The sequence below is a fragment of the Stenotrophomonas sp. SORGH_AS_0321 genome (assembly GCF_031453215.1).
Classification (GTDB): domain Bacteria; phylum Pseudomonadota; class Gammaproteobacteria; order Xanthomonadales; family Xanthomonadaceae; genus Stenotrophomonas; species Stenotrophomonas chelatiphaga.
Genome location: NZ_JAVIZG010000001.1, coordinates 3,053,546 through 3,075,024, shown reverse-complemented (window position 1 = coordinate 3,075,024; position 21,479 = coordinate 3,053,546). Strand labels below are relative to the sequence as shown.

The window sequence follows — 21,479 nt, the reverse complement described above, 5'->3', positions numbered from 1 at the left end:
GATGACCGGACGGCATGAAGGTGGTTGCAGATGCAACTGGCTGGGCCGTGTACGCTGCTGCGCTGTTTTGCCTGTCGTGCACGGCGCGATGGGCACCCGTCTCCTGGAGAGTGATCGATATGAAGCGTTTGTCCCTTGTTTTTGCCGTGTTGCTGGCCACCAGCGGTTGCGCCAGCCTGGCTGCCAGCGGGCCGGGAACGCCAGCGACGACGGCCACGATGCAGGGCGATGCGGCGCGGCCGGCGCAGGCGGCGGGCTGGGTGCGCAGCGAGCTGTACTTCGGGGTGGGCGAAGAGCGCGGTGCCGGTGAGCGCGAGCAGGCCAACACCATCAGCGATGCACAGTGGCGCGCCTTCCTGGACAAGGAAGTGACCCCGCGCTTCCCGGACGGGCTGACCGTGTTCGACGCCTACGGCCAGTGGCTGTTCCGCGGTGATCCCGAACCCAACCGCCTGCGCACCAAGGTGCTGGTGGTGCTGCACGAAGACAGCCCGCAGCGCCGGGCCGACATCGAGGCCATCCGCCTGGCCTGGAAAACCGCCACCAGGCACCAGTCGGTGCTGTGGTCACGGCAGCCGGTGGACGTGTCCTTCTGAACCGGATGCGCGCCAGCCTGCTGTTGATGGCGCTGTGCAGCGTCGGCATGGCGATGCCCGCGCAGGCGCAGGATGCGGGGGGCGTGGCGTTCGACGCCGCGCCCGGTGTGCCGGTACGGGCGCGCGTGCGGGACGATGGCGGCGTGGAGGTTCGCATCGGCAAGGACGCCGCGCTGCAGCAGCTGGAAGGAGTCGCCGACGAAGAAGGCCGCTCACGGCTGGATCATGATGACGTCGATTTCGACGGCTTGCAGGACCTGGTGGTGCGCGCCAGCGTCGGCCAGGTCAACGAAGCCGTAGCGGTGTACCGCTACGATTCCCGGACGGCGCGGCTGCAGCCGTTGGCGGCGCCCAGCGGTACCCCAGCCAACTGCGACGGGCTGTGGTCGCTGCGCGTGGATGCGTCCACCCGCACCCTGGTCAGCACCTGCCGCGGCGGCCCGATGTGGTACACCGATTTCTACCGGTACCAGGACGCAAAACTCTACCTGTACCGCGCCGAGCAGCTGCTGATGCTCGATACGCAGGCGCTGGCCGCGGTGCTGGCGGTCGACAAAGCCGGCGCCGACGCCGGACCGTTGGCGGTGTGGACGACTTACGACGCAGCCGGCCGCGCGCTGGAGCATGCCATCGGCGATGGCCTCGCCCCGCCTGCCAGCGGGGTGCCGTTGCGTGGCGTGAACGCACGCGTGGTGCCGGCGCGCCTTGCGCTGTACCGCGCCGTTGGCGATGCCGACACCCGCCGTTACCTGGTTGCCGGTGACCGCGTGGAGCTGCTGGATGCGCGCGATGGCTGGCTGCAGGTGCGCTACCGCAATCCCACGCGCGGGCCGGTGATCGGCTGGGTACAGGTCGCTTTGCCGGAACAGGGGTGATCCCCACGGCGGTATCACCGGCCCCGGTCCATGCTCAGGCTTCCCTCGTTCCAGGAAGCCCAGGCCATGAGCAAGCGCGTTGCCGATATCGTCGTCGAGACTTTGCAGCAGGCCGGCGTGCGGCGTTGTTACGGCATTGTCGGTGACACCCTCAACCATGTGACCACCGCCATCCATGGCAGTGACATCGACTGGGTGCACGTGCGCCATGAAGAAGTCGCCGCCTTCGCGGCCGGCGCCGATTCGCTGATCAGCGGCCAGTTGACGGCCTGCGCCGGCTCGTGTGGGCCGGGCAGCCTGCACTTCATCAACGGCGTGTTCGAGAACAACCGCAACAAGGCGCCGATGGTGCTGATCGCCAGCCAGGTGGTCACCAGCGAGCTGGGCATGGAGTTCCCGCAGGAAGTGGACTTCAAGGCGGTCTACTCCAGCTGCAGCGTGTTCTGCGAACAGGTGTACAGCGCCGAACAGGCGCGCCGCGTGGTCACGCTGGCCTGCCAGGCAGCGATCAGCCGGCGCGGCGTGGCGGTGGTGATCCTGCCGTCGGACATCAGCGAGCAGGTGGTCAAGCACGATCCGCCGTTCGCGGTGCATTACACCCAGCCGGTGCTGCGGCCGGGCGATGATGAACTGCTGCGCATCGCCGAACTGCTGGGGCAGGGCCAGCGGATCGGCATCTACGCCGGTGCCGGCTGCCAGGGCGCCCATGCGCCGCTGCTGGAACTGGCACGCAGGCTGCAGGCGCCGATCGCCCACACCTCGCGGGCGAAGGATTTCGTCGAGCCGGACAACCCCTTCAACATGGGCATGACCGGCATCTTCGGCATTGAGTCGGGATTCCATGCGGTGATGGAGTGCGACACCCTGCTGCTGCTCGGGGCCGACTTCGCCTGGGGCCAGTACTACCCGGACAAGGCCACCATCATCCAGGTCGACCACGATGGCAGCCACCTGGGCAGGCGCCACCCGGTGACCCTCGGCGTGGTAGGTGATATCGGCCCGACGCTGGAGGCGCTGCTGCCGATGCTGCCGCCGCGCGAAGACACCGACTTCCTGGACGAGTGCATCGGGCACCGCGAAAAGGCCCTGGCCAAGCGTGCCGAAGAAGAGGCGCCCGGCGAGGGCGAACTGATCCACCCGCAGTACCTCACCGCACTGCTGGACCAGCACGCCGCAGACGATGCGCTGTTCACCGCCGACTGCGGTTCGCCGATGGTATGGGTGCTGCGGCATATCCGCGTCAACGGCCGCCGGCGTACGTTGACCAGCCTGCTGCACGGCACGATGGCCAATGCGATGCCGCAGGCGCTGGGCCTGCAGAAAGCCTTCCCCGGCCGCCAGGTGGTCGCGCTGTGCGGTGATGGCGGGCTGAGCATGCTGATGGGCGACCTGCTGACCGCCGTGCAGGAAAACCTGCCGATCAAGATCGTGGTGTACAACAACGGCTCGCTGAACTTCGTGGAGCTGGAACAGAAGGTCGAAGGGCTGCTGGACTACTACACCGAACTGAAGAATCCGGACTTCGGCAAGCTGGCCGAAGTGATCGGCTTCCATGGCCGCACGGTGACCCGCAGCCAGGATCTGGCGCTGGCCGTGCAGGACCTGCTGGCCCAGCCGGGGCCGGCGTTGCTGGACGTGCACACCGCCCCGACCGAGCTGGTGATGCCGCCGCAGGTAGAGGCGGGGCAGGTGATCGGGACCGCGCGCTACATGGCCAAGGCGGTGCTGGCCGGGCGCATCGGCGAGGTCAAGGAGCTGCTGGCGGACAACTTCCTCAAGCGCTGAGGTCCCCGCAGCGGGGGTCAGAGTCCGGGGTCAGAGTCAGGGGTCGGATTCAGGGGTCAGAGTCCTTCTGCGCGGAAAAGGAATCCGACCCCTGACTCTGACCCCGGACTCTGACCCCAACCAATCATCATTGGCATGCGGCCCCTGCGGGGCCTACCATCGGCGGTCCCCACACCCCTTCCTGCCCCCTCATGTCCGTTCCTGCTCCTGCCGCTCCGCGGCGCTGGTTCGTCGCCGGCGATCTCAACGGTTTCTTCGGCCTGGTGGTCGACAACCTGTCCATCCTCGGTTTCATCGCCATGGCGCTGGTGGGAATGTTCCAGTTCCCGGCCGAGGTGGTGTTCACCCGCATGTTCCCCGGCACTGCCTTCGGCGTGCTGGTCGGCAATCTGCTGTACACGGTGATGGCGCGGCGCCTGGCCGCGCGCACCGGCCGCGACGATGTGACCGCGATGCCGCTGGGCCTGGACGCGCCGACCAGCATCGGCATGGCGCTGCTGGTGCTCGGCCCGGCTTTCGTGGCCTTCAAGGCACAGGGCCTTGACCCGAATGCGGCCGCCATCGCCACCTGGCAGCTTGGCATGGCCTCGCTGGTGATCATGGGCCTGCTGAAGCTGGTGCTGTCCTTCTTCGGCGAGGCGGTGACCCGCGCGCTGCCGCGGGCGGCGCTGCTGGGGTCCATCGCCGGCATCGCGCTGGTGCTGATGGGCCTGCTGCCCCTGCTGGAAACGCTGCGCTCGCCGTTGGTCGGCTTCGTGACCCTGGGCCTGCTGCTGTACGTGCTGATCGCCAAGGGCAAGCTGCCGGTGCGGGGTCCGGCGGTGCTGCTGGCCTTCGTGTTCGGCACGGTGCTGTATTACGGGCTGGGGCTGGCCGGGCTGGGCGCGCCGGGCTTCGCGGTGCCGGCGTGGAATGCGCCGCAGATCGTGCTGCCGTTGCCTTCGCTGGGCTTCCTGGAGGGCCTGCCGACGGCGATGACCTACCTGCCGCTGCTGCTGCCGTTCGGCCTGCTGATGGTGGTCGGCGGCATCAACGTTTCCGAAAGCGCACGCGCGGCCGGCGATGACTACCGCACCCGCGACATCCTGCTGGTGGAGGCGATCGCCACGCTGGTGGCCGGTGTCTGCGGCGGCGTGGCGCAGACCACGCCGTACATCGGCCAGCCGGCGTACAAGCACATGGGCGCACGCAGCGGTTATACGCTGCTGACGGGGTTGTTCATCGGCATCGGCGGCATGCTCGGCATCGTCTCCGGACTGGTGCAGTGGCTGCCGCTGGCGGTGCTGGCGCCGATCATCGTGTACGTGGGCATCGACATCACCACCCAGGCCTTCCAGGCCACGCCGAAGCAGCACGCCGGCGCGATGGTGCTGGGCTTCCTGCCGTCGGCGGCCTACCTGCTGGCGATCAAGGCGCCGGGCTGGATCGCGCCGGAGCAGATGGTCGCCATGCTGACCAAGGTGGACGGCCATGGGCTGCCGGAGCTGGCGGTGATCTTCGCGCTGGGTAATGGCTTCATCATCACTTCGATGCTGTGGATCGCCACGGTGGCGGCGATGGTGGACGGGCGCCTGCGCCGCGCCTGTGGCTTCCTGCTGGTGGCTGCCGGACTGACGGTGTTCGGGCTGATCCACTCGGTGGACCCGCGCGGTGGCATCTACCTGCCATGGGACCTGCAGGGCCTGGCGCGGATCATCAGCTGGCAGTTCGCAGGTGCCTATGTGGCGCTTGCGGTGCTGCTGGGGCTGTTGTCGTTGCAGAAGCAGCCGGTGCCCCCGCGGGAGGCATGACGGCCAGCGGCCGTCACTGCCGGGACAGGGCATGACGGCCAGCGGCCGTCACTACCGGGGTCACCTGGGGCCGTCCAGCTCCGGGTAATGGCGGAAAATACCGTTGGTGTTGAACGCCAGCCGGCGTTCGGATGCCAGGTAGGCGGCGATGCCGGGGCGTTTTTCCACGCGCTCCTTCAGTGCGGCAAGCAACGGCAGCGACGGCCACAGGGCGCGCATCCGCTGCGGGAACATGTAGTCCAGCCCGGCCAGCAGCTGGAACAGGGACAGGTCGACGTAGGAGTGCTCGCGCAGCGGGTGGCGCCCGCCGTTGTCCTTGACCATGTCCTCGAAGTAGCCGAGGAACTTCGGCATGCGTTCGCTGCGCATCGACGCGGCCCGTGCGATGGCTTCGCGCTTCTGGTCTTCGTAATACTGCGAGGCGGCGATCGGGTGGTGGGTGTCGTGCACTTCGGCCACCAGGTCGGCGATGGTCAGCTGCAGCTGGATCGCCTGCACGCGGCGTGAGGCCGCATGCGGCACCAGGTCCAGGGTCGGGCCCAGGAAGTCCAGGATGGCGGCAACCTGGGCCACGACCTGGCGGCCGGCCTTCAGGAACGGCGGCGCGAACGGCCGGCCGCCCTCAGCCTTGCCGGCCAGGAACGCATCCATGACCGCATCACCGTGGACCCGTGCCATGTCGGTGTAGTCGGCACCGGCGTCTTCCAGGGCCAGGCGCACGAACTCGCCGCGCCCTTGGATGCCGGTCCAGTAATAGAGCTCGTAATGCATGTCGGTCCCGTGTCGTGAAGGCCACCGCAGTATCGCGTGGCCGATGGCAGGACCCGGTGATCATGGCCTGCACACGGTGTTTCTTTCGCATGAACCATGATCTCAAGCACCCTTGAAACCCGCGGCAGCAGCCGCATCTGATGGGTAGTGCCGGCGTGGCCGGCTTCTCTGATCGAGGATTCGACATGCGGATGGACAAGCTCACCTCGCGTTTCCAGCAGGCGCTGGCCGACGCGCAGTCGCTGGCCGTGGGCCGCGACAATTCCATCGTTGAACCGGTGCACGTGTTCAGTGCGCTGTTCGACCAACCCGGCGGCAGCACCCGGCCGCTGCTGTCGCAGGCCGGCGTCAACGTCACCGTGCTGCGCGAGCGGCTGGACGAGGCGCTTGCCGCGTTGCCGAAGGTGTCCGGCCAGGCCGGCAACCTGTCCATCGGCAATGACCTGAACCGCCTCCTCAACCATACCGACAAGCTCGCCCAGCAGCAGGGCGATGCCTTCATCGCCAGCGAGTGGTTCGTGTTGGCGGCGCTGGAAGACGGTGGCAGCCTGGGCATGGCGCTGCGCGCGGCCGGTGCCGACAAGGCACGCCTGCAGGTGGCCATCGACAAGCTGCGCGGGGGCGAGAAAGTGCAGTCCGAAAGCGCCGAAGAACAGCGCCAGGCGCTGGAGAAGTACACCATCGACCTGACCGCGCGCGCCGAGAGCGGCAAGCTGGATCCGGTGATCGGGCGCGATGAAGAGATCCGCCGCACCATCCAGGTGCTGCAGCGGCGCACCAAGAACAACCCGGTGCTGATCGGCGAGCCGGGCGTGGGCAAGACGGCGATCGTCGAAGGCCTGGCCCAGCGCATCATCAACGACGAAGTGCCCGAAGGCCTGCGTGGCAAGCGCGTGCTGTCACTGGACATGGGCGCGCTGATCGCCGGTGCGAAGTTCCGCGGCGAGTTCGAAGAGCGACTGAAGGGCGTGCTCAACGACCTGGCCAAGAGCGAGGGGCAGGTGATCCTGTTCATCGACGAACTGCACACCATGGTCGGCGCCGGCAAGGCCGACGGTGCGATGGATGCCGGCAACATGCTCAAGCCGGCCCTGGCGCGCGGTGAACTGCATTGCGTCGGTGCCACCACGCTGGACGAATACCGCAAATACATTGAAAAAGATGCCGCGCTGGAGCGGCGCTTCCAGAAGGTGCTGGTCGGCGAGCCGACGGTGGAAGACACCATCGCGATCCTGCGCGGGTTGAAGGAAAAGTACGCCGTGCACCACGGGGTGGAGATCACCGATCCGGCGATCGTGGCGGCGGCGACGCTGTCGCATCGTTACATCAGCGACCGCCAGTTGCCGGACAAGGCCATCGACCTGATGGATGAGGCCGCCTCGCGCATCCGCATGGAGATCGATTCCAAGCCGGAGGAACTGGACCGCCTGGAGCGACGGCTGATCCAGTTGAAGATCCAGCGCGAGATGCTGAAGAAGGAGAAGGACGAGGCGTCTCGCCAGCGCCTGGCCGACCTGGAAAACGACATCGATGCGCTGGAGCGCGACTTCTCCGACCTCAACGAGATCTGGAAATCGGAGAAGGCGGCGCTGCAGGGCGCAACGAAGATCAAGGAGCAGATCGAGCAGGTGAAGCTGGAGCTGGAATCGGCCCAGCGCCGGCAGGATTTCGGCCGCATGAGCGAAATCCAGTACGGCCAGTTGCCGCAGCTGGAAAAGCAGCTGGCTGCCGCGCAGGAGGCGGAGAACACCGAGTTCAAGCTGGTGCAGGACCGGGTGACCGCCGAAGAGATTGCCGAGGTGGTCTCGCGCTGGACCGGTATCCCGGTCAACCGCATGCTGGAAGGCGAGCGCGAAAAACTGCTGCGCATGGAAGACGAACTGCACCGCCGCGTGGTGGGCCAGGAAGAGGCCATCAAGGTGGTGTCCGATGCGGTGCGCCGCTCGCGCGCGGGACTGTCCGATCCGGATCGTCCCAGTGGCTCGTTCCTGTTCCTGGGCCCGACCGGCGTCGGCAAGACCGAACTGTGCAAGGCGCTGGCCGAGTTCCTGTTCGACAGCACCGATGCGATGATCCGCATCGACATGAGCGAGTTCATGGAGAAGCACAGCGTGGCCCGGCTGGTCGGTGCGCCCCCGGGTTACGTCGGCTACGAAGAAGGCGGTTACCTGACCGAAGCGGTGCGTCGTCGCCCGTATTCGATCATCCTGCTGGACGAGGTCGAAAAAGCCCACCCGGACGTGTTCAACATCCTGCTGCAGGTGCTGGATGATGGGCGCCTGACCGATGGCCAGGGGCGTACCGTGGACTTCCGCAACACCGTGATCGTGATGACTTCCAACCTGGGCTCGCACCAGATCCAGGACATGAGCGGTGACGATTCCCCGGAGGCCTACATCCAGATGAAGGCCGCGGTGATGGGCGTGGTCCAGGCCCACTTCCGTCCGGAGTTCATCAACCGCCTCGACGACATCGTGGTGTTCCACCCGCTGGACAAGCCGCAGATCAAGCAGATCGCGCGGATCCAGATGCGCGGGCTGGAATCACGTCTGGCCGAACGCGGCCTGCGGCTGCAGGTCAGCGATGGCGCGTTCGAGACGCTGGGCAGCGTGGGGTTCGACCCGATCTACGGCGCCCGTCCCCTCAAGCGCGCCATCCAGTCGCAGCTGGAGAATCCGCTGGCGCAGAAGATCCTGTCCGGCCAATTTGCCAGTGGCGATACCATCGCCGTGGACGCAGCAGGCGGGCAGCTGCAGTTCCACAAGGGCTGAGCGACCGTCTGACGCCGCCGGGCCGCCCCGGCGGCGGCGATCAGAGGAAGCGCACCTGGTCGGCGGGCAGCCGCGCCATCGGCGTACCCGGCGTGCAGTTGAAGGCGCGGGCGAACGCGGGCAGGTTCGACGCGGCCACGTCGGCGCGCACGCTGCCCGGGGCATGGTTGTTGGTCGCCCGCTCCAGCTCTGCGCGTTCCGGCGTGCTGATCATGCGCCAGATCAGCGCGTTGTTGGCGAAGAAGCGCTGTTCGCGCGTCATTCCGTCGATCATCGGATCCGGCGTACCTGCAGTTGCCTGGCGCATGGCCTGCAGCGCGATGGCGAGCCCGCCCAGGTCGGACAGGTTTTCGTCCAGTGTCAGGTCGCTGTCCACCGCGCCGCCCGCATCCCCATACTGTGTGATCTGGTCCCGCAACTGCGCTGCGCGTGCTTCAAACTGCTGGCGGCTGTACGGTGACAACCAGTCCATTTCGTTGCCGTGCGCATCGGCGAAGGTGCCGATTCTGTCGAAACCGTGGGCCATCTCGTGGCCGATGATCGCACCGATGCCACCGTAGTTCAGTGCCTCGTCTGCGCTGGGATCGAACAGCGGAGGCTGCAACAGCGCCGCTGGAATCACGATCCGGTTCAGTGCGGAATCCTGGTAGGCATCCACGGTCTGCGGGGTCAGCTTCCAGTGCCCGGTCTCCACCGGCGTGCCCAGCAGCGCGGTGTTGCGCCGTTGGGCATGGGCGCGCACAGCTTGCACGTTGCCCAGGAAGCTGTCGCGGCTGGTGCCTACGTAGCCCCAACGTGGCCATGTCGGAGGCCGCCCGATGTCGATCCGCATCGCGTCCATCTTCTGCAGCGCCTGGCTGCGGCTGGGGTCGTCCATCCAGTCGCATTGCTGCAGCCGGTTGCCGAGCGCAGCGGTGAGCTGGCGCGTTATCGCCTTCACGTGGCGCTCGTTCTGCGGTGAGAAGGCGACCTGCGCGTAGGCCGGCCCCAGGGCATCCCCGGCTTCCTGCTGGATGATGCCCATGACGCGAGCGAAGCGCGGCACTGCTGCCTGCCGCCCCTTGAGCAGGCCACCATGGAAGGCATCGTGGGTATCGACGAAGGTACTGGAAAGGCAGGGCGCCGCCGAGTCAGTGGCATGGAACTGCAGGTAGGCCTTCCAGGTGTCCAGCGGTGTGCTGGCCAGCAATGCATCGAGGCGTTCGAAGAACCCGGGCATGCCGAGCGAGAAGCGCTCCGGCGTGGCAAGTCCCTGGGCCTTGAAGAACGCGTTCCACGACAGGTGCGGGGTGTGGTGCTGCGCCTGTGCGGGCGAAACCGGGTTGTAATAGCGGGAGTCGTCGATGGCCAGCACCGCGAACGGCTCGGACGCAGCGGCCAGTGCGCGCTCAAGCGTCACGATGTCCGCGGCCAGCCGCTTAGCCGCATCGGCGTCGGTACCGGACAGCACCAGGGTGCGTGCGACATGCTGCTCGTACCCCGCCAGCAGGTCCTGTTTGTCCTGGGCGGCGTACCACGCGCTGTCAGGCAGTCCGAGCCCGGATTGCGCCAGGTAGGCAATGTAGGTGTCCGGGTGCATCTGGTCAGGCAGCACGCTGAAGTCGAACAACGGGTTCGCGCCGCGCGCCGATGCATCGAACAGCCAGGCGGTCAGCGCCGGCCGGTCGGTGAGCGCGGCGATGGCGTCCAGGGTCGGCTGCAGCGGCGCGCGTCCGGCGACTTCAATGCCGGCTTCATCCATGCCGGTACTCCAGAGGTCACCGATCACCCGCGCGGGCGTATCCGGGTCCGTTTCGCTGGCCATCTGCTCGGCCAGTTGCTGGCAGACCAGCAGCGCGTTACTGCGCAGGTGGTCCAGGGTACCCAGCTGCGTGCGACTGCGCTGCAATGCACTGTCCTTCTCCCAGAGGCGGTTGACGTGCGCGCCCAGCGACGTGCAGGCAGGCTGGGTGGGGTCCAGTTCGCTGGCGTTGAATTGCAGCGGCGGCAGCAGCCGGGCGGTATCAAGTGTGTATTGGCGTGCCGTGTCACGGCTCAGCAGGTATCCGGCAGTGGCGGCCGCTGCCCAGAACGCCGTGACGCCGGCACCGGTCCACAACGCGGTCCCACACCATCGCGGCCTGTGCAGGCAGGTGGCCAGCGCCGCATCCGATGCGGCGTGGACGACGGCCGGCACGTCCCCCAGCAGCGGATCGTCCGTGCGCACGGCCATTTCCATATCGGGCTGCATGGCACGCGCCCCCGGAGGCCAGGCGGGGACGATCGCATCTGGCGGCAGGAAGGTGTGATCGGTGGCGCGCATCGCCGGAAACGGGTTGCTTGCCGGTCGCATCGTGTTCGGCGGCAGCACTGTGGTCAGCATCAGCGCGAAGGTGATCTGGTTGCAGACGCCGTGGACGTTCATCGCCATGGACGGCGCGCCGGTGGGTTGCCGGTTGCGTGCCTGAAGCGCGACAGCAAGCTCATCGGTGAGCTCGCCAATGTCCCGCGCCACGCGCTGCGCGTCCAATCGCTGCCGGATGGCCGCCCCAAGCTCGACGGCACGCTGGTTGCTCACCTCGCGCAGGTGCAGCGGCGTGGTCGGCACGCCGGATCGTTGCCCCCGGGTGGTCCGGAGCGAGGTTGCATTGGCACGCTGGAGGCGGTGCTGGTGCTGGCCCGCCTGGGTACGGGCCTGGGTTGCGGAGATGGGCATCGGATGATCTCAGTGGTGCAGGGATGCAGAATCAGCGGCTGGCGACTCGGCGTCCCACTGCAGGTGGCGCAGGCCATCCAGCAGGGCATCGGCGAAGTCCACGCCCATTGCGGGATTGACGCGATGCAGGCGGTCACGTGGTCCATGGATCAGATTCGGCGGCGCATTCGCATGCTGTTCGCGCAGGCGCCGGTAAACGGCGTATGCCGCGGCCGCGGCCTGGTAACGCTGGTCCAGCACCCGCGCCTGTTCTGGCGGCAGCTGCGCGCCCTTCTGCCGAGCCTCCCAGCGCTCCCAGTCCACTGCCGCGTCCAGCCGTTGCCACGTCTTGCGGGCGTCTTCCCACTGCTTCCACTGCCGGGCGTCGGCGCCACTGACCTGACTGAGGCCTACGCAGGGGATGGAGGCATTCTGGAACGCGATGTTGTCCGAGGTCATCCACGGTGCGTCCTCCGCCGGTGGATGGGTGAAGCCCCGTGCGGCAAGGCGCTGTTCCAGTTGCACGCGCGCGCGCTGTTCGATGGGGCTGACCGGCGGTGCCTGCAGGTACATCGACGGCTGGCCCAGGTGCGGCGATCCAGCCAGCTGTTCGGTGCCGGATATCGCATAGGCATGGCCACCCCGGCCGACCATGTCCACGTTAACCACGAAGTCGGGGCAGTTGCCCTGCTGCAGGCAGTCGGCCACGTAAGCGCGTGCCCCAAGGAAGCCGAGTTCCTCATGCGAGGTGACCAGCAGCTCCAGCTGGGTGCCGTTGTTGGACGGATCACGCTGCCATTGGCGGGCGATATGCAGCAGCGTGGCTACGCCGGACGCATTGTCATATGCGCCCTCCGAGCCCAACGCGCGGCCGATCATGTCGCTGTGGGCGACCAGCAGCACGCGCCGCGTGGGCGGTGTGGTGCCGGCTGCGGGCACGGTGGCATGCAGGTTGAACGCTTCGGTGCCGTCTGCGATGAACAGGTGCGCAAGCCCATGGAGCGTATACGGCAGGTGCGCGACCTGGCCGACATCACGCGCCAGCAATCCGGCAATGGCCTGCTGTCGGTAGGCATTGGCAGCGATCCAGCGCTGCTGGATCTGGTCGGGGCTTCCATCGCGGCCAGCGCGTGCGCGCTGCGTGCCGCCCGACGATCGTCTCCATGTCGTCCTGGAACGCGGCCACCGCCGGTGTGTACAGGTCCGCCAGGGTGCTGGCCAGTTCGTGCAGTTGGGACACGGCGCTGAACGGCACCGCAGCCGTGCCGGGCAACGGCCACGCGTTCTGCCGGCCTTCCTGCGCCGGTACTGCGGTGCGCGCGACGATCTGCTGCAACTGCGCCAGCGTGGATGAAGGCACGTGCTGCAGCAGCTCGTTGATGGCACGGGCGCGGCAGCTGCGGTCATCCCGGCACTCGCGCGCGATCTGCAGCAACGCATCTTCCAGCGAGGCTACGGCGCCATCGCCTTCCAGCACGCTGGCCTGGTGGACGGCAGCCTGCACCTCATCGTGCGGCGCAGGCGCATCGCCGGCCAGATAGGGCGGCGGCACCGGGGCATGGGCCAGGGCGGTTGTCGCCGCGACCATGCCGGCATACGCCACACCCCCGACGGCTGCCAGGGTGCCGGCGGTAAGCGCGGCCGCGCAGCGGCGCGGGTGCGTGATGCAGGCGGTAATGACGCCATTGCTGACCGCGCTGGGGCTGCATGCTCCGGTAAGAGGGAGGTCGACAGGCAGCGCCCTGTAAGGCGCGTTGGCCTGCGCGGACGGCAACAAGGCCACCACGGGAGAGGATGGGTCCTGCATCCGCTGGGGCGCGCGGCCACCCGCGGCCACCGGTCCTGGCAGCGAGGGGCCGGGCGCGAGGCTGGTAAGCAACAGTACGCCGGTGACCAGGTTGGCCGGGCTGTTGTGCAGCCGCAACGGGATCGTTCCGCTGCCCCATCGTGCATGCTGGCGGGCGGCTCGCGACGGCGGCGCAGCGCCCCGCAGCGTGTTGAGGAACGTTCCGTTACGCTGCCTTGCGGTAGTTGCCGGGTCCATCTGCATGAGGCCTTCTCCGGTCTGCGGTAGGCCTACAGCGTGGCCTCGCGCGTGCCGTCGCAGAAAGGGCCAGATGCGTCCCCTGCAGGCAGATGCCCGTTATGCTGCCAAGCGCTTCGCTGTCGCCGGGTGCACTGCTCCGCGTGCGCCTGATGGCGTCCGGCTTGGTCGTCATGGCGCAGCATCATCACCGCGGCGCATTGTCTGGGTTACGGTGGGCCTGCCTCTCCAAGGGCGTGGCAAGGCAGTCCCCGGCCGATGCGGGTCGGCCGGGGACATTCTCCGAATCGGCGGCCGCCAGCGGCGGCCAGGGCTCACACCACCGGAATGCTGTGCTGCTGGCCCATCGTGCGATAGGGCGGGGTGGACATGATCATCTCTGCCAGCGAATACGCCAGTTCGCGTTCGGCCATCACCGTGCCGTCGGCACCATGTTCCAGCAGGTGGCGCACCTCGGCATCGCTGTGTGCCCGGGCCAGCAGGGTCAGGCCGGGATTGATCGCGCGCAGCTTGGCCAGCGCCTCGCCGGCTTCCAGCGGCTGCGGGATGGCCAGCACCGCGATCTTGGCGCGCTCCGGATGCGCTTCGGCCAGTACCCGGTCGGGCCGCGGCACTGCCGCGGATCGCCGCGATGCCTGCTGCGTGCGCGCTTTCCACGTGTTCCTTGTTATCGTCGATGACCAGCACCGGCACGCCTTTGTCGCGCAGTACTTGGGCCAGTTCGCTGCCGACCCGGCCATAACCGATGACGATGGCATGGTCATGCAGGTCACGCGAGGGACCGTCGGCTTCTTCCGGCTCCGGTTCGGCCGGCTGCAGCGCAAGCTGGCGGGCCTGCCAGCGATCCAGCAGGCCGAACACCAGCGGGTTGAGCATGATCGACACCAGCGCACCGGCCAGAACCAGTGACTGTCCGGTAGGCGGCAGGATCTGCAGGGCCACGCCAAGCCCGGCAATGATGAAGGCGAACTCGCCGATCTGCGCCAGGCTGGCCGAGATGGTCAGCGCGGTGCTGGTCGGGTGGCCGAATGCCCGCACGATGAAGAACGCGGCGGCCGATTTGCCGAACATGATGATCAGCACCGTGGCGAGCACCTGCCACGGGTGTTCGACGATGATCATCGGGTTGAACAGCATGCCGACCGAGACGAAGAACAGCACGGCGAACGCATCGCGCAGCGGCAGCGAATCGGTGGCCGCCTTGTGGCTGAGTTCGGATTCGTTGAGCAGCATGCCGGCGAAGAACGCGCCCAGCGCAAAGGACACGCCGAACAGCATCGCCGAACCGAAGGCCACGCCCAGCGCGATCGCCAGCACGGCCAGGGTGAACAGTTCGCGCGATCCGGTGCCGGCGATGCGTTCCAGGATCCATGGAATGACCCGGCGGCCGACCACCAGCATCACCGCCACGAACAGGCCGAGCTGCACGAAGGTCCAGCCGATGTCGGCCAGTACGCTGCCGATGCTGTGGTTTTCCCTGGCGGCATCGGGACCGAACACGCCGGCCAGCACCGGCATCATCACCAGGGCGAGCACGCAGGCCAGGTCTTCGACGATCAGCCAGCCGACGGCGATCTTGCCGCGCAGGGTTTCCAGCAGGCGGCGTTCTTCCATCGCGCGCAGGAGCACCACGGTACTGGCCGTGGCCAGCGAGAAACCGAACACGATGCCGTGGATGACCGGCCAGCCCATCAGGCTGGCCACGCCCCAGCCGAGCAGGGTGGCCACCAGGATCTGGCCAATGGCCCCGGGGATGGCGATGGCCTTCACCGCCATCAGGTCCTTCAGCGAAAAGTGCAGGCCGACACCGAACATCAGCAGCATCACGCCCAGTTCGGCCAGCTGGTTGGCCAGTGCCTGGTCGGCGACGAAGCCGGGAGTGAACGGACCTACGCAGATGCCAGCGACCAGATACCCGACCAACGGAGACAAACGCAGCTTGTTGGCCAGCGCGCCGAAGATGAAGGCGAGCCCGAGGCCAACGGCGACGATGTTGATCAGGTCGGTGTCATGGTGCATCAGGTCTCGCAGTAAATCGGGGGATGTCCCGATTTTCACCGATGCTGGTGATAACGGCAAATAGATCTCCTGCGTCCACCCAGGCGCCAACGGGATGCCGCCCGTTCACCCCAGCTGCCGCTGCTGGGCCTGTTCCACTGGTCCGGGGGCGACCTGGGCCATGGCCGCGTCCTGATCAACCTGCTGGAGTCGTTGCAGCGATTCATCGACCGACGGCTGCAATGCGGCTTCCACGCCCATGTGCGCACGTCTGTGGGCTGGATCGTTCAAGCCTCCTTGAACGATGAAAATGTTCCGGCCCTCAGACGACGGGCCGGTCGCTGTCCCGAGAACCACATGGTCGATCTGCTCCAAGCCGTGCGTTCGGGCAAGAACGGCCAGGCTCGCGGCCATGCGCTGACTGGAACCGTCAGGTGCGCGACCAAGCGATGCATCGAGGGCATGGACGCCTTCGGTGGCCTGCTGATGGATATCCATGGAAGTTCGGCTCAGTGAAGATGAGCTGGAGTTCTCCTGTCTGGATTCGGCCGCAGGCTGCGGGCTTGCAGGACTGGTAGGATGCACGCGCTCGGCTGCCCGGATGGATTCAATCAGTTCCCGAGGTGTATCGGTGAGCAGCAACTCGCCCGCGTCCAGTCGCTGCCCCGTTACCTTGGCAGCGGTTGCTGATGCCCACGATGCGCAGGTATTTGTATAGGACCAGGTGACGTTCTGGCTGAGTTCCCGGTCGAGTTGCTTTTCCTGCTCGGCGGATAGCTCGTAGTATCGCGAGGCGGACGGCGTGAATCGAGCTTCCATCCCCGAGCGGATGTCCATCCCGGGTCCATTGTCATCAGCACGTGGGTGCTCATCCGGCCACAGCCCGTAGTACTGCGTGCTGCCGCCGCGGGTAACGGTTATCCACGCATGACCATCGACAAACTGATTGAAAGAGCCCTCAGTGGCGGGGTCAACATCGCTGTGGATTCCTAGAACTGCCTTGTCCATGGGCACGCTCACGGAAAGACCTGTTCTTCACCATCCAGGAAAACCATGACAACTCGCGGCGCCAGCAGGGGAATATCCTGGCTGGCAGGCTTGGCGGGGCCAGGAACGATATGACGCGGTAGCATGGTCACACATTCGGTTGAAATGCGGCATCGATCAATGACGATGCGCATGACATTGGCTTCGACGGTATAGCTGACACCGCCCGCATAAAACATGCTTTCTGCAGGTTCTTCGAACTGCACCGACAGTGTGGTGTCTGACACTCTGCTGACGACTATGGGTGCAAGGCTGGACTTGGAATAGCTCGGTTTCACGTGATCTCCTGCACACCCGGAAAGCGACGCCGCGACCATTGCCGCCCATGCGAATGCAGACGCCAGTAAAGGGCGAACACAGCTGGGGAACTTCATTGGACGGCTCCATGAATCATGACCTGATCATGGCATGCGTTGATTGCCCAATGAGTGCCTGCACGCACAATTCTCGAGCTCGCGGATCTTTCCGTGCCCGGCACGACAGTGATGAACGCTGCCGTGCCGGATTCCCGGCCGCCGTTACCAGGTGTAGCGGATGCGGCCGTAGACGTAGGCGCCGTTGAAGCCGAACGGCGAGTAGTTGCTGTACGGCAGCATGCCCCAGGTGGAGTTCTGCAGGTCCACGGTGCGGTCCGGGTACTCGTCCAGCAGGTTGTCCGCACCCAGGGTGAGGGTCCAGTTCTCGCTGGGCTTGTAGCTGGCCGATGCATCCAGCACCCATTTCGCATCGTAGGTCTGGTCGCGGGTGGCGGTGGCCGAGTTGCGCACGGTGAAGCTGCCGTAGCGGGTGGCGGCCAGGCCGAGTTCCCAGTGATCCGAACGCCACGTGCCGCTGACGATGGCCTTGTCGCGCGGGAAGCTGTCTTCGATGCGGCCGATTTCATCACGACCGATCAGCGCCTGGGTGATGCCGAGGGCCTGGAAGGCAGCCGGCGAGGCGTCGAACTTCTTCACTTCGGTGTCGTTGTAGCTGTAGGCGGCGGTCAGTTCCAGGCTGCTGGCACTGAACGGCACGGTATAGCTGGCCACGGCATCGACGCCGCGGGTGCGGGTGTCCAGGCCGTTGGTGAAGTACGAGAACGCGGTGACCTGCGGCAGGCCCAGGCCGGTCAGCAGGTCGGCCACGGCGGTGTTGCCGGTGGTGGTGATGTTGGACGACAGCGCGATGCGGTCGTCGATCTCGATCTGGTACGCATCCACGGTCAGGTACAGGCGGTCGACCGGCTGCAGCACCAGGCCGACGCTGTAGGAGGTGGAGGTTTCCGCCTTCAGCGGTGCCGAACCCAGGGCCTGCGCGGCCGCGCTGGCGGCCGGGAAGGTGCCGCGCTCGACGAAGCTGCCGTTGACGATGGTGCTGGTGACGGCCTGGTAGCTCTGCTGGGCCAGCGACGGGGCGCGGAAGCCGCTGGAGGCGGTGGCGCGCAGGGCAACTTTGTCGGTGAACGCATAGCGTGCCGAGAGCTTGCCGGAGAACTTGTCGCCGAAGTCCGAGTAATCCTCGTAGCGACCGGTCACGCCGGCGGAGAACTTGTCGGTCAGGTCGGCCTCCAGCCCCGCATAGACGGCGTAGTTGTCGCGGTCTTCGTCGACGGCGTTGATCGGGGTGAAGCCGCCGAAGCCCTGCGCGCCGCTGCCGGTGTAGGAGTTCAGTTCGCCCGGACGCTGTTCCCAGGTCTCACGACGGTACTCGCCACCGAAGGACAGGGTGACCGGATAGGCCAGGCCCCAGTCCAGCGACTTGGTGAAGTCGGCGTTGAAGATGTCCTGGGTGTACTTCAGCGTGCCATCGTAGAAGTCGCTCGGGCTGGTCGCACCGAGGCTGTAGTTGATGCTGTTGCGGGTGTGGAAGTCGAGCGTGTTCTCGCCGTGGTTGGCGCTCAGGTCCCAGGTCCAGCCACTTTCGGTGCTGCCCTTGACGCCGGCCACCACCGAACGGTCCTTGGAGTACTGGTTGATCTGCGGCACGTAGCCGTCCGGGTAGACCTGGGCCAGCAATGCGGTCTGGCCGCTGTGGTTGGGCGAACGGTAGAACGCGAACGAGGTGATGTCGCGGTTGCTGAGCAGCGCGTTGGCGTAACCGGTGACGTTGTCGCTGAAGGCGAAGCTGGCGTTGGCAGAAACTGCCGAGGCATCTACCTGCGGATCGCCGACCACGAAGGTCTTCTCGCCGATGTCGGGGAAGTTGCCGGTATTCGGGGTCGTGCCCAGGTAGGGTCCGGCGCGGTTGCTTTCGTCCTGCTGGCTGTACTGGCCCGCCAGGTGGACCTGGCCGCGGCCGTCGCCGAAGGTGAAGCCGGCATCGCCGGAGAGCTGGTTCTTGTTGCCATCGCCGGCGGCGTACTGGCCGTGGTCGATGGCCAGGCTGCCGCCGCTGCCGCTGCCCTTCAGCACGATGTTGATGACACCGGCGATGGCGTCCGAACCGTACTGGGCCGAGGCACCGTCACGCAGCACTTCAACGCGTTCGATGGCGCCGATCGGGATGGCATTGATGTCCACCGCCGAGGCGCCACGGCCGATGCTGCCGTTGACGTTGATCATCGCCGAGGTGTGGCGGCGCTTGCCGTCCACCAGCACCAGCACCTGGTCCGGGGACAGGCCGCGCAGCTGCGCCGGGCGGATGCCGCTGGTGCCGTCGGTCAGCGCCGGGCGCGGGAAGTTCAGCGAGGGCAGGGCGCGCGACAGCGCGGTGGCCAGTTCGGAGGTGCCGGTGGACTGCAGCGCCTCGGGGGTGATGATGTCGATCGGCGACTGCGATTCGGCGACCGTACGGTCGGCCACGCGGGTGCCGGTGACGATCACCGTGTCGAGCGTGTTGGCGGTCTGTGCGGCGGCGGAGAAGGCGGACGCGCCGAGCACCAGGGCGACGGCGGCGGCGAGTTGGCTGGTCTTGCGGGTCATCAGGACGTGGCTCCGGTTGGGGGAGGCACCGGGGCGACATCTCGGGGAGCGGGACGGCGTTGTTGCGGTGCGCAATACAGCAATTAACGACAATTTAATCCCCTGTCAAATGACGGTAACGTCAAAAACCATTGCAGAAGCAACCATTTAGCCGCAATGACAGGGTCTTGGGGGAGGAGCCCGGGAGGCGCTGGCCGACCTCCGTGGGAGAGAGAGGAACGACCCTGGCGCGCCCCCGGGATACGTCAAGTATTCGTTAACGTTAGAATTGCGTCGCAGGAAAGGTGCTCACCAGCACATTCCATTCCGTTATATGGACCCCCCCGATGATCTCCCTCCGTAATTTCGCCTTGCGCCGCGGCGAGCGGCTGCTGTTGTCCAACGTCGACCTGACCCTGCATGCCGGTTACCGGGTGGGTGTGGTCGGCCGCAACGGTGCCGGCAAGTCCAGTCTGTTTGCCGCCGTGCAGGGCGAACTGGAAGCCGACAAGGGCGATGTCGACCTGCCCGGCAAGGTGCGTATCGCCAGCGTGGCCCAGGAAACGCCTTCCCTGCCGGATCCGGCGCTGAGCTTCGTGCTGGGCGGCGACGTGGTAGTGGCAGCGGTGCTCGCCGAAGAAGCCGCTGCGACCGCCCGCGAGGACTGGGAAGCGGTGGCCGAAGCGCATACGAAGATGGCCGAAGTCGGTGCCTACGACGCCGAAGCGCGTGCCGGCAAGCTGCTGCACGGCCTGGGCTTCCCGGCCGACACGCACCACCGTGCGGTGTCCTCGTTCTCCGGCGGTTGGCGCGTGCGCCTGAACCTGGCGCGCGCGCTGATGATGCCCAGCGACCTGCTGCTGCTCGATGAGCCGACCAACCACCTGGACCTGGACGCGGTGTACTGGCTGGAGCAGTGGCTGCTGAAGTATCCCGGCACGCTGCTGCTGATCTCGCATGACCGCGAGTTCCTGGACAACGTGGCGACCCACACGCTGCACCTGCACAACGGCGGCGCCAAGCTTTATACCGGCGGCTACACCGACTTCGAGCGCCAGCGTTCGGAGCAGTTGCGCCAGCAGCAGATCGCGCACGAGAAGGAACAGAACGAGCGAGCCCACCTGCAGAGCTTCATCGACCGCTTCAAGGCCACCGCCTCGAAGGCGGCACAGGCGCAGAGCCGCATGAAGCGCCTGGCCAAGATGGCCGGCACCGAAGCGGTGCGTGCAGAACGCGAGTTCCGCATCGAGTTCGCACCGCCGGCCAAGCTGCCGTTCTCGCTGATCCGGCTGAACCATGTCGAGGCCGGCTACGGCGCCGATTCGGTGATCCTGCACAACGTCGGCTTCGGTCTGGAAGCGGGCCAGCGCATCGGCCTGCTCGGTCCGAACGGCGCCGGTAAGACCACCTTGGTGAAGACCCTGGTCGGCGAGCTGGATCCGATCAGCGGTGATCGCGCGGCACACCCGGACCTGAAGATCGGCTACTTCGCCCAGCACACGGTGGAATCGCTGCACGAAGGGCAGTCGCCGATGGAGCATTTCCGCGATATCGCCCCGGACGCGCCGAACCAGTCGTTCCGCGATTTCCTCGGCAAGTGGAACTTCGCCGGCGACCGCGCGTTCGAGTCGGTGGATGGGTTCTCCGGTGGCGAGCGCGCACGGCTGGCGCTGGCGTTGATCGCCTACCAGCAGCCGAACGTGCTGCTGCTCGATGAGCCGACCAACCACCTTGACCTGGAAATGCGCGAGGCATTGGCCGAAGCGCTGAGCGATTTCGAGGGCGCCATCGTGATGGTGTCGCATGACCGGCATCTGATCGGCCTGGTCTGCGATACGTTCTGGCGCGTGGCCGATGGCGTGGTGGAGCCGTTCGACGGCGACCTCGACGAGTACGCGGCGTGGCTGCGTACCCGTCCGCAGGCACAGGGCACCAAGGCCAAGCTGGCCGAAACCGTGGCCCCGGTGGCGGTGAAGACCGAGCCGGTGGTCCAGGTGGTGCAGAAGAAGGCACCGAACCCGCACAAGCTGGCGGCCGCGGAGGGCAAGGTGGCCGAACTGGAGGCCAGCCTGGCCGAACTGGACCGGCAGCTGGCCGATCCGTCCAACTACGCCGATGCCACGCGCATGGCGGTGCTGGGACGCGATCGCGAAGCGACGGCAGCGCAGCTGGAAAAGGCCGAAGCGGCCTGGATGGCGCTGCTGGAAGGCTGACTGCCGTTGCGCGTGCGGACCACGGTCCGCACCTGC

13 protein-coding genes and 1 pseudogene are annotated in these 21,479 nt (G+C 66.8%); 6 read left to right on the top strand and 8 right to left on the bottom strand.

The features are described 5' to 3' along the window. The first annotated feature begins 119 nt into the window (after positions 1 to 119). From QE373_RS13725 to QE373_RS13710, 4 genes are all read left to right on the top strand, one after another. Positions 120 to 596 (top strand): DUF3574 domain-containing protein, encoded by a 477-nt coding sequence (locus QE373_RS13725; RefSeq protein ID WP_309687490.1) that lies wholly within the window; start codon positions 120 to 122, stop codon positions 594 to 596. 5 nt (positions 597 to 601) lie between these two features. Beyond that, positions 602 to 1,471 (top strand): SH3 domain-containing protein, encoded by an 870-nt coding sequence (locus QE373_RS13720; RefSeq protein ID WP_309687487.1) that lies wholly within the window; start codon positions 602 to 604, stop codon positions 1,469 to 1,471. Positions 1,472 to 1,537: 66 nt separating this feature from the next. Continuing rightward, positions 1,538 to 3,256, top strand: a complete 1,719-nt coding sequence (locus tag QE373_RS13715; RefSeq protein ID WP_309687484.1) for a thiamine pyrophosphate-dependent enzyme — start codon at positions 1,538 to 1,540, stop codon at positions 3,254 to 3,256. Positions 3,257 to 3,447: 191 nt separating this feature from the next. Continuing rightward, entirely contained in the window at positions 3,448 to 5,046 is a 1,599-nt protein-coding gene (locus QE373_RS13710; RefSeq protein ID WP_057506888.1) for a hypothetical protein, read from the top strand. Between the two features lie 60 nt (positions 5,047 to 5,106). On the opposite strand, the gene QE373_RS13705 is transcribed toward QE373_RS13710, so the two are convergent. After that, a complete protein-coding gene (locus QE373_RS13705) occupies positions 5,107 to 5,817 on the bottom strand; it encodes a glutathione S-transferase (protein WP_309687479.1) in 711 nt (236 codons plus the stop codon). 185 nt (positions 5,818 to 6,002) lie between these two features. On the opposite strand from QE373_RS13705, the gene clpB reads away from it, so the two are divergent. Next, a complete protein-coding gene (gene clpB, locus QE373_RS13700) occupies positions 6,003 to 8,588 on the top strand; it encodes an ATP-dependent chaperone ClpB (RefSeq protein ID WP_309689823.1) in 2,586 nt (861 codons plus the stop codon). Positions 8,589 to 8,628: 40 nt separating this feature from the next. Here clpB and QE373_RS13695 read toward each other — a convergent pair whose 3' ends face one another. From QE373_RS13695 to QE373_RS13665, 7 genes and pseudogenes are all read right to left on the bottom strand, one after another. Continuing rightward, complete coding sequence (locus QE373_RS13695) at positions 8,629 to 11,283, bottom strand: M13 family metallopeptidase (protein ID WP_309687477.1); 2,655 nt, start codon at positions 11,281 to 11,283, stop codon at positions 8,629 to 8,631. A 9-nt stretch (positions 11,284 to 11,292) separates the two neighbouring features. Continuing rightward, positions 11,293 to 12,309, bottom strand: coding sequence for a M28 family peptidase (locus tag QE373_RS13690; RefSeq protein ID WP_309687475.1), 1,017 nt, complete (start codon positions 12,307 to 12,309; stop codon positions 11,293 to 11,295). Further along, positions 12,296 to 12,850, bottom strand: coding sequence for a hypothetical protein (locus QE373_RS13685; RefSeq protein WP_309687473.1), 555 nt, complete (start codon positions 12,848 to 12,850; stop codon positions 12,296 to 12,298). Before QE373_RS13685 ends, QE373_RS13690 begins: the two co-directional genes overlap by 14 nt. A 770-nt stretch (positions 12,851 to 13,620) precedes the next feature. Next, positions 13,621 to 15,325: pseudogene (gene ybaL / locus QE373_RS13680) on the bottom strand (YbaL family putative K(+) efflux transporter). Between the two features lie 105 nt (positions 15,326 to 15,430). Continuing rightward, positions 15,431 to 16,312: an XVIPCD domain-containing protein gene (locus QE373_RS13675; RefSeq protein ID WP_309687471.1), complete on the bottom strand. Its 882-nt coding sequence runs from the start codon at positions 16,310 to 16,312 to the stop codon at positions 15,431 to 15,433. An 8-nt stretch (positions 16,313 to 16,320) separates the two neighbouring features. Then, positions 16,321 to 16,629: a hypothetical protein gene (locus tag QE373_RS13670; RefSeq protein ID WP_309687468.1), complete on the bottom strand. Its 309-nt coding sequence runs from the start codon at positions 16,627 to 16,629 to the stop codon at positions 16,321 to 16,323. Positions 16,630 to 16,869: 240 nt separating this feature from the next. Beyond that, the gene (locus QE373_RS13665) at positions 16,870 to 19,251 is read right to left on the bottom strand and encodes a TonB-dependent receptor (protein ID WP_309687466.1); all 2,382 of its coding nucleotides are present in this window, start codon (positions 19,249 to 19,251) and stop codon (positions 16,870 to 16,872) included. Between the two features lie 326 nt (positions 19,252 to 19,577). Here QE373_RS13665 and QE373_RS13660 point away from each other — a divergent pair, with 326 nt between their 5' ends. Continuing rightward, positions 19,578 to 21,443 carry an ATP-binding cassette domain-containing protein gene (locus tag QE373_RS13660; protein WP_057506881.1) on the top strand — a complete coding sequence of 622 codons (1,866 nt, stop codon included), beginning with the start codon at positions 19,578 to 19,580 and terminating at the stop codon, positions 21,441 to 21,443. The last annotated feature ends 36 nt before the right edge of the window (positions 21,444 to 21,479 follow it).

Bases quoted from the DNA above. Each gene is read 5' to 3' on its own strand.
- QE373_RS13710 (WP_057506888.1), top strand. From the start codon at position 3,448: ATGTCCGTTCCTGCTCCTGCCGCTCCGCGGCGCTGGTTCGTCGCCGGC.
- QE373_RS13715 (WP_309687484.1), top strand. From the start codon at position 1,538: ATGAGCAAGCGCGTTGCCGATATCGTCGTCGAGACTTTGCAGCAGGCC.
- QE373_RS13720 (WP_309687487.1), top strand. From the start codon at position 602: ATGCGCGCCAGCCTGCTGTTGATGGCGCTGTGCAGCGTCGGCATGGCG.
- QE373_RS13695 (WP_309687477.1), bottom strand. From the start codon at position 11,283: ATGCCCATCTCCGCAACCCAGGCCCGTACCCAGGCGGGCCAGCACCAG.
- QE373_RS13685 (WP_309687473.1), bottom strand. From the start codon at position 12,850: ATGGTCGCGGCGACAACCGCCCTGGCCCATGCCCCGGTGCCGCCGCCC.
- QE373_RS13725 (WP_309687490.1), top strand. From the start codon at position 120: ATGAAGCGTTTGTCCCTTGTTTTTGCCGTGTTGCTGGCCACCAGCGGT.
- QE373_RS13665 (WP_309687466.1), bottom strand. From the start codon at position 19,251: ATGACCCGCAAGACCAGCCAACTCGCCGCCGCCGTCGCCCTGGTGCTC.
- QE373_RS13660 (WP_057506881.1), top strand. From the start codon at position 19,578: ATGATCTCCCTCCGTAATTTCGCCTTGCGCCGCGGCGAGCGGCTGCTG.
- QE373_RS13675 (WP_309687471.1), bottom strand. From the start codon at position 16,312: ATGGACAAGGCAGTTCTAGGAATCCACAGCGATGTTGACCCCGCCACT.
- QE373_RS13705 (WP_309687479.1), bottom strand. From the start codon at position 5,817: ATGCATTACGAGCTCTATTACTGGACCGGCATCCAAGGGCGCGGCGAG.
- clpB (WP_309689823.1), top strand. From the start codon at position 6,003: ATGCGGATGGACAAGCTCACCTCGCGTTTCCAGCAGGCGCTGGCCGAC.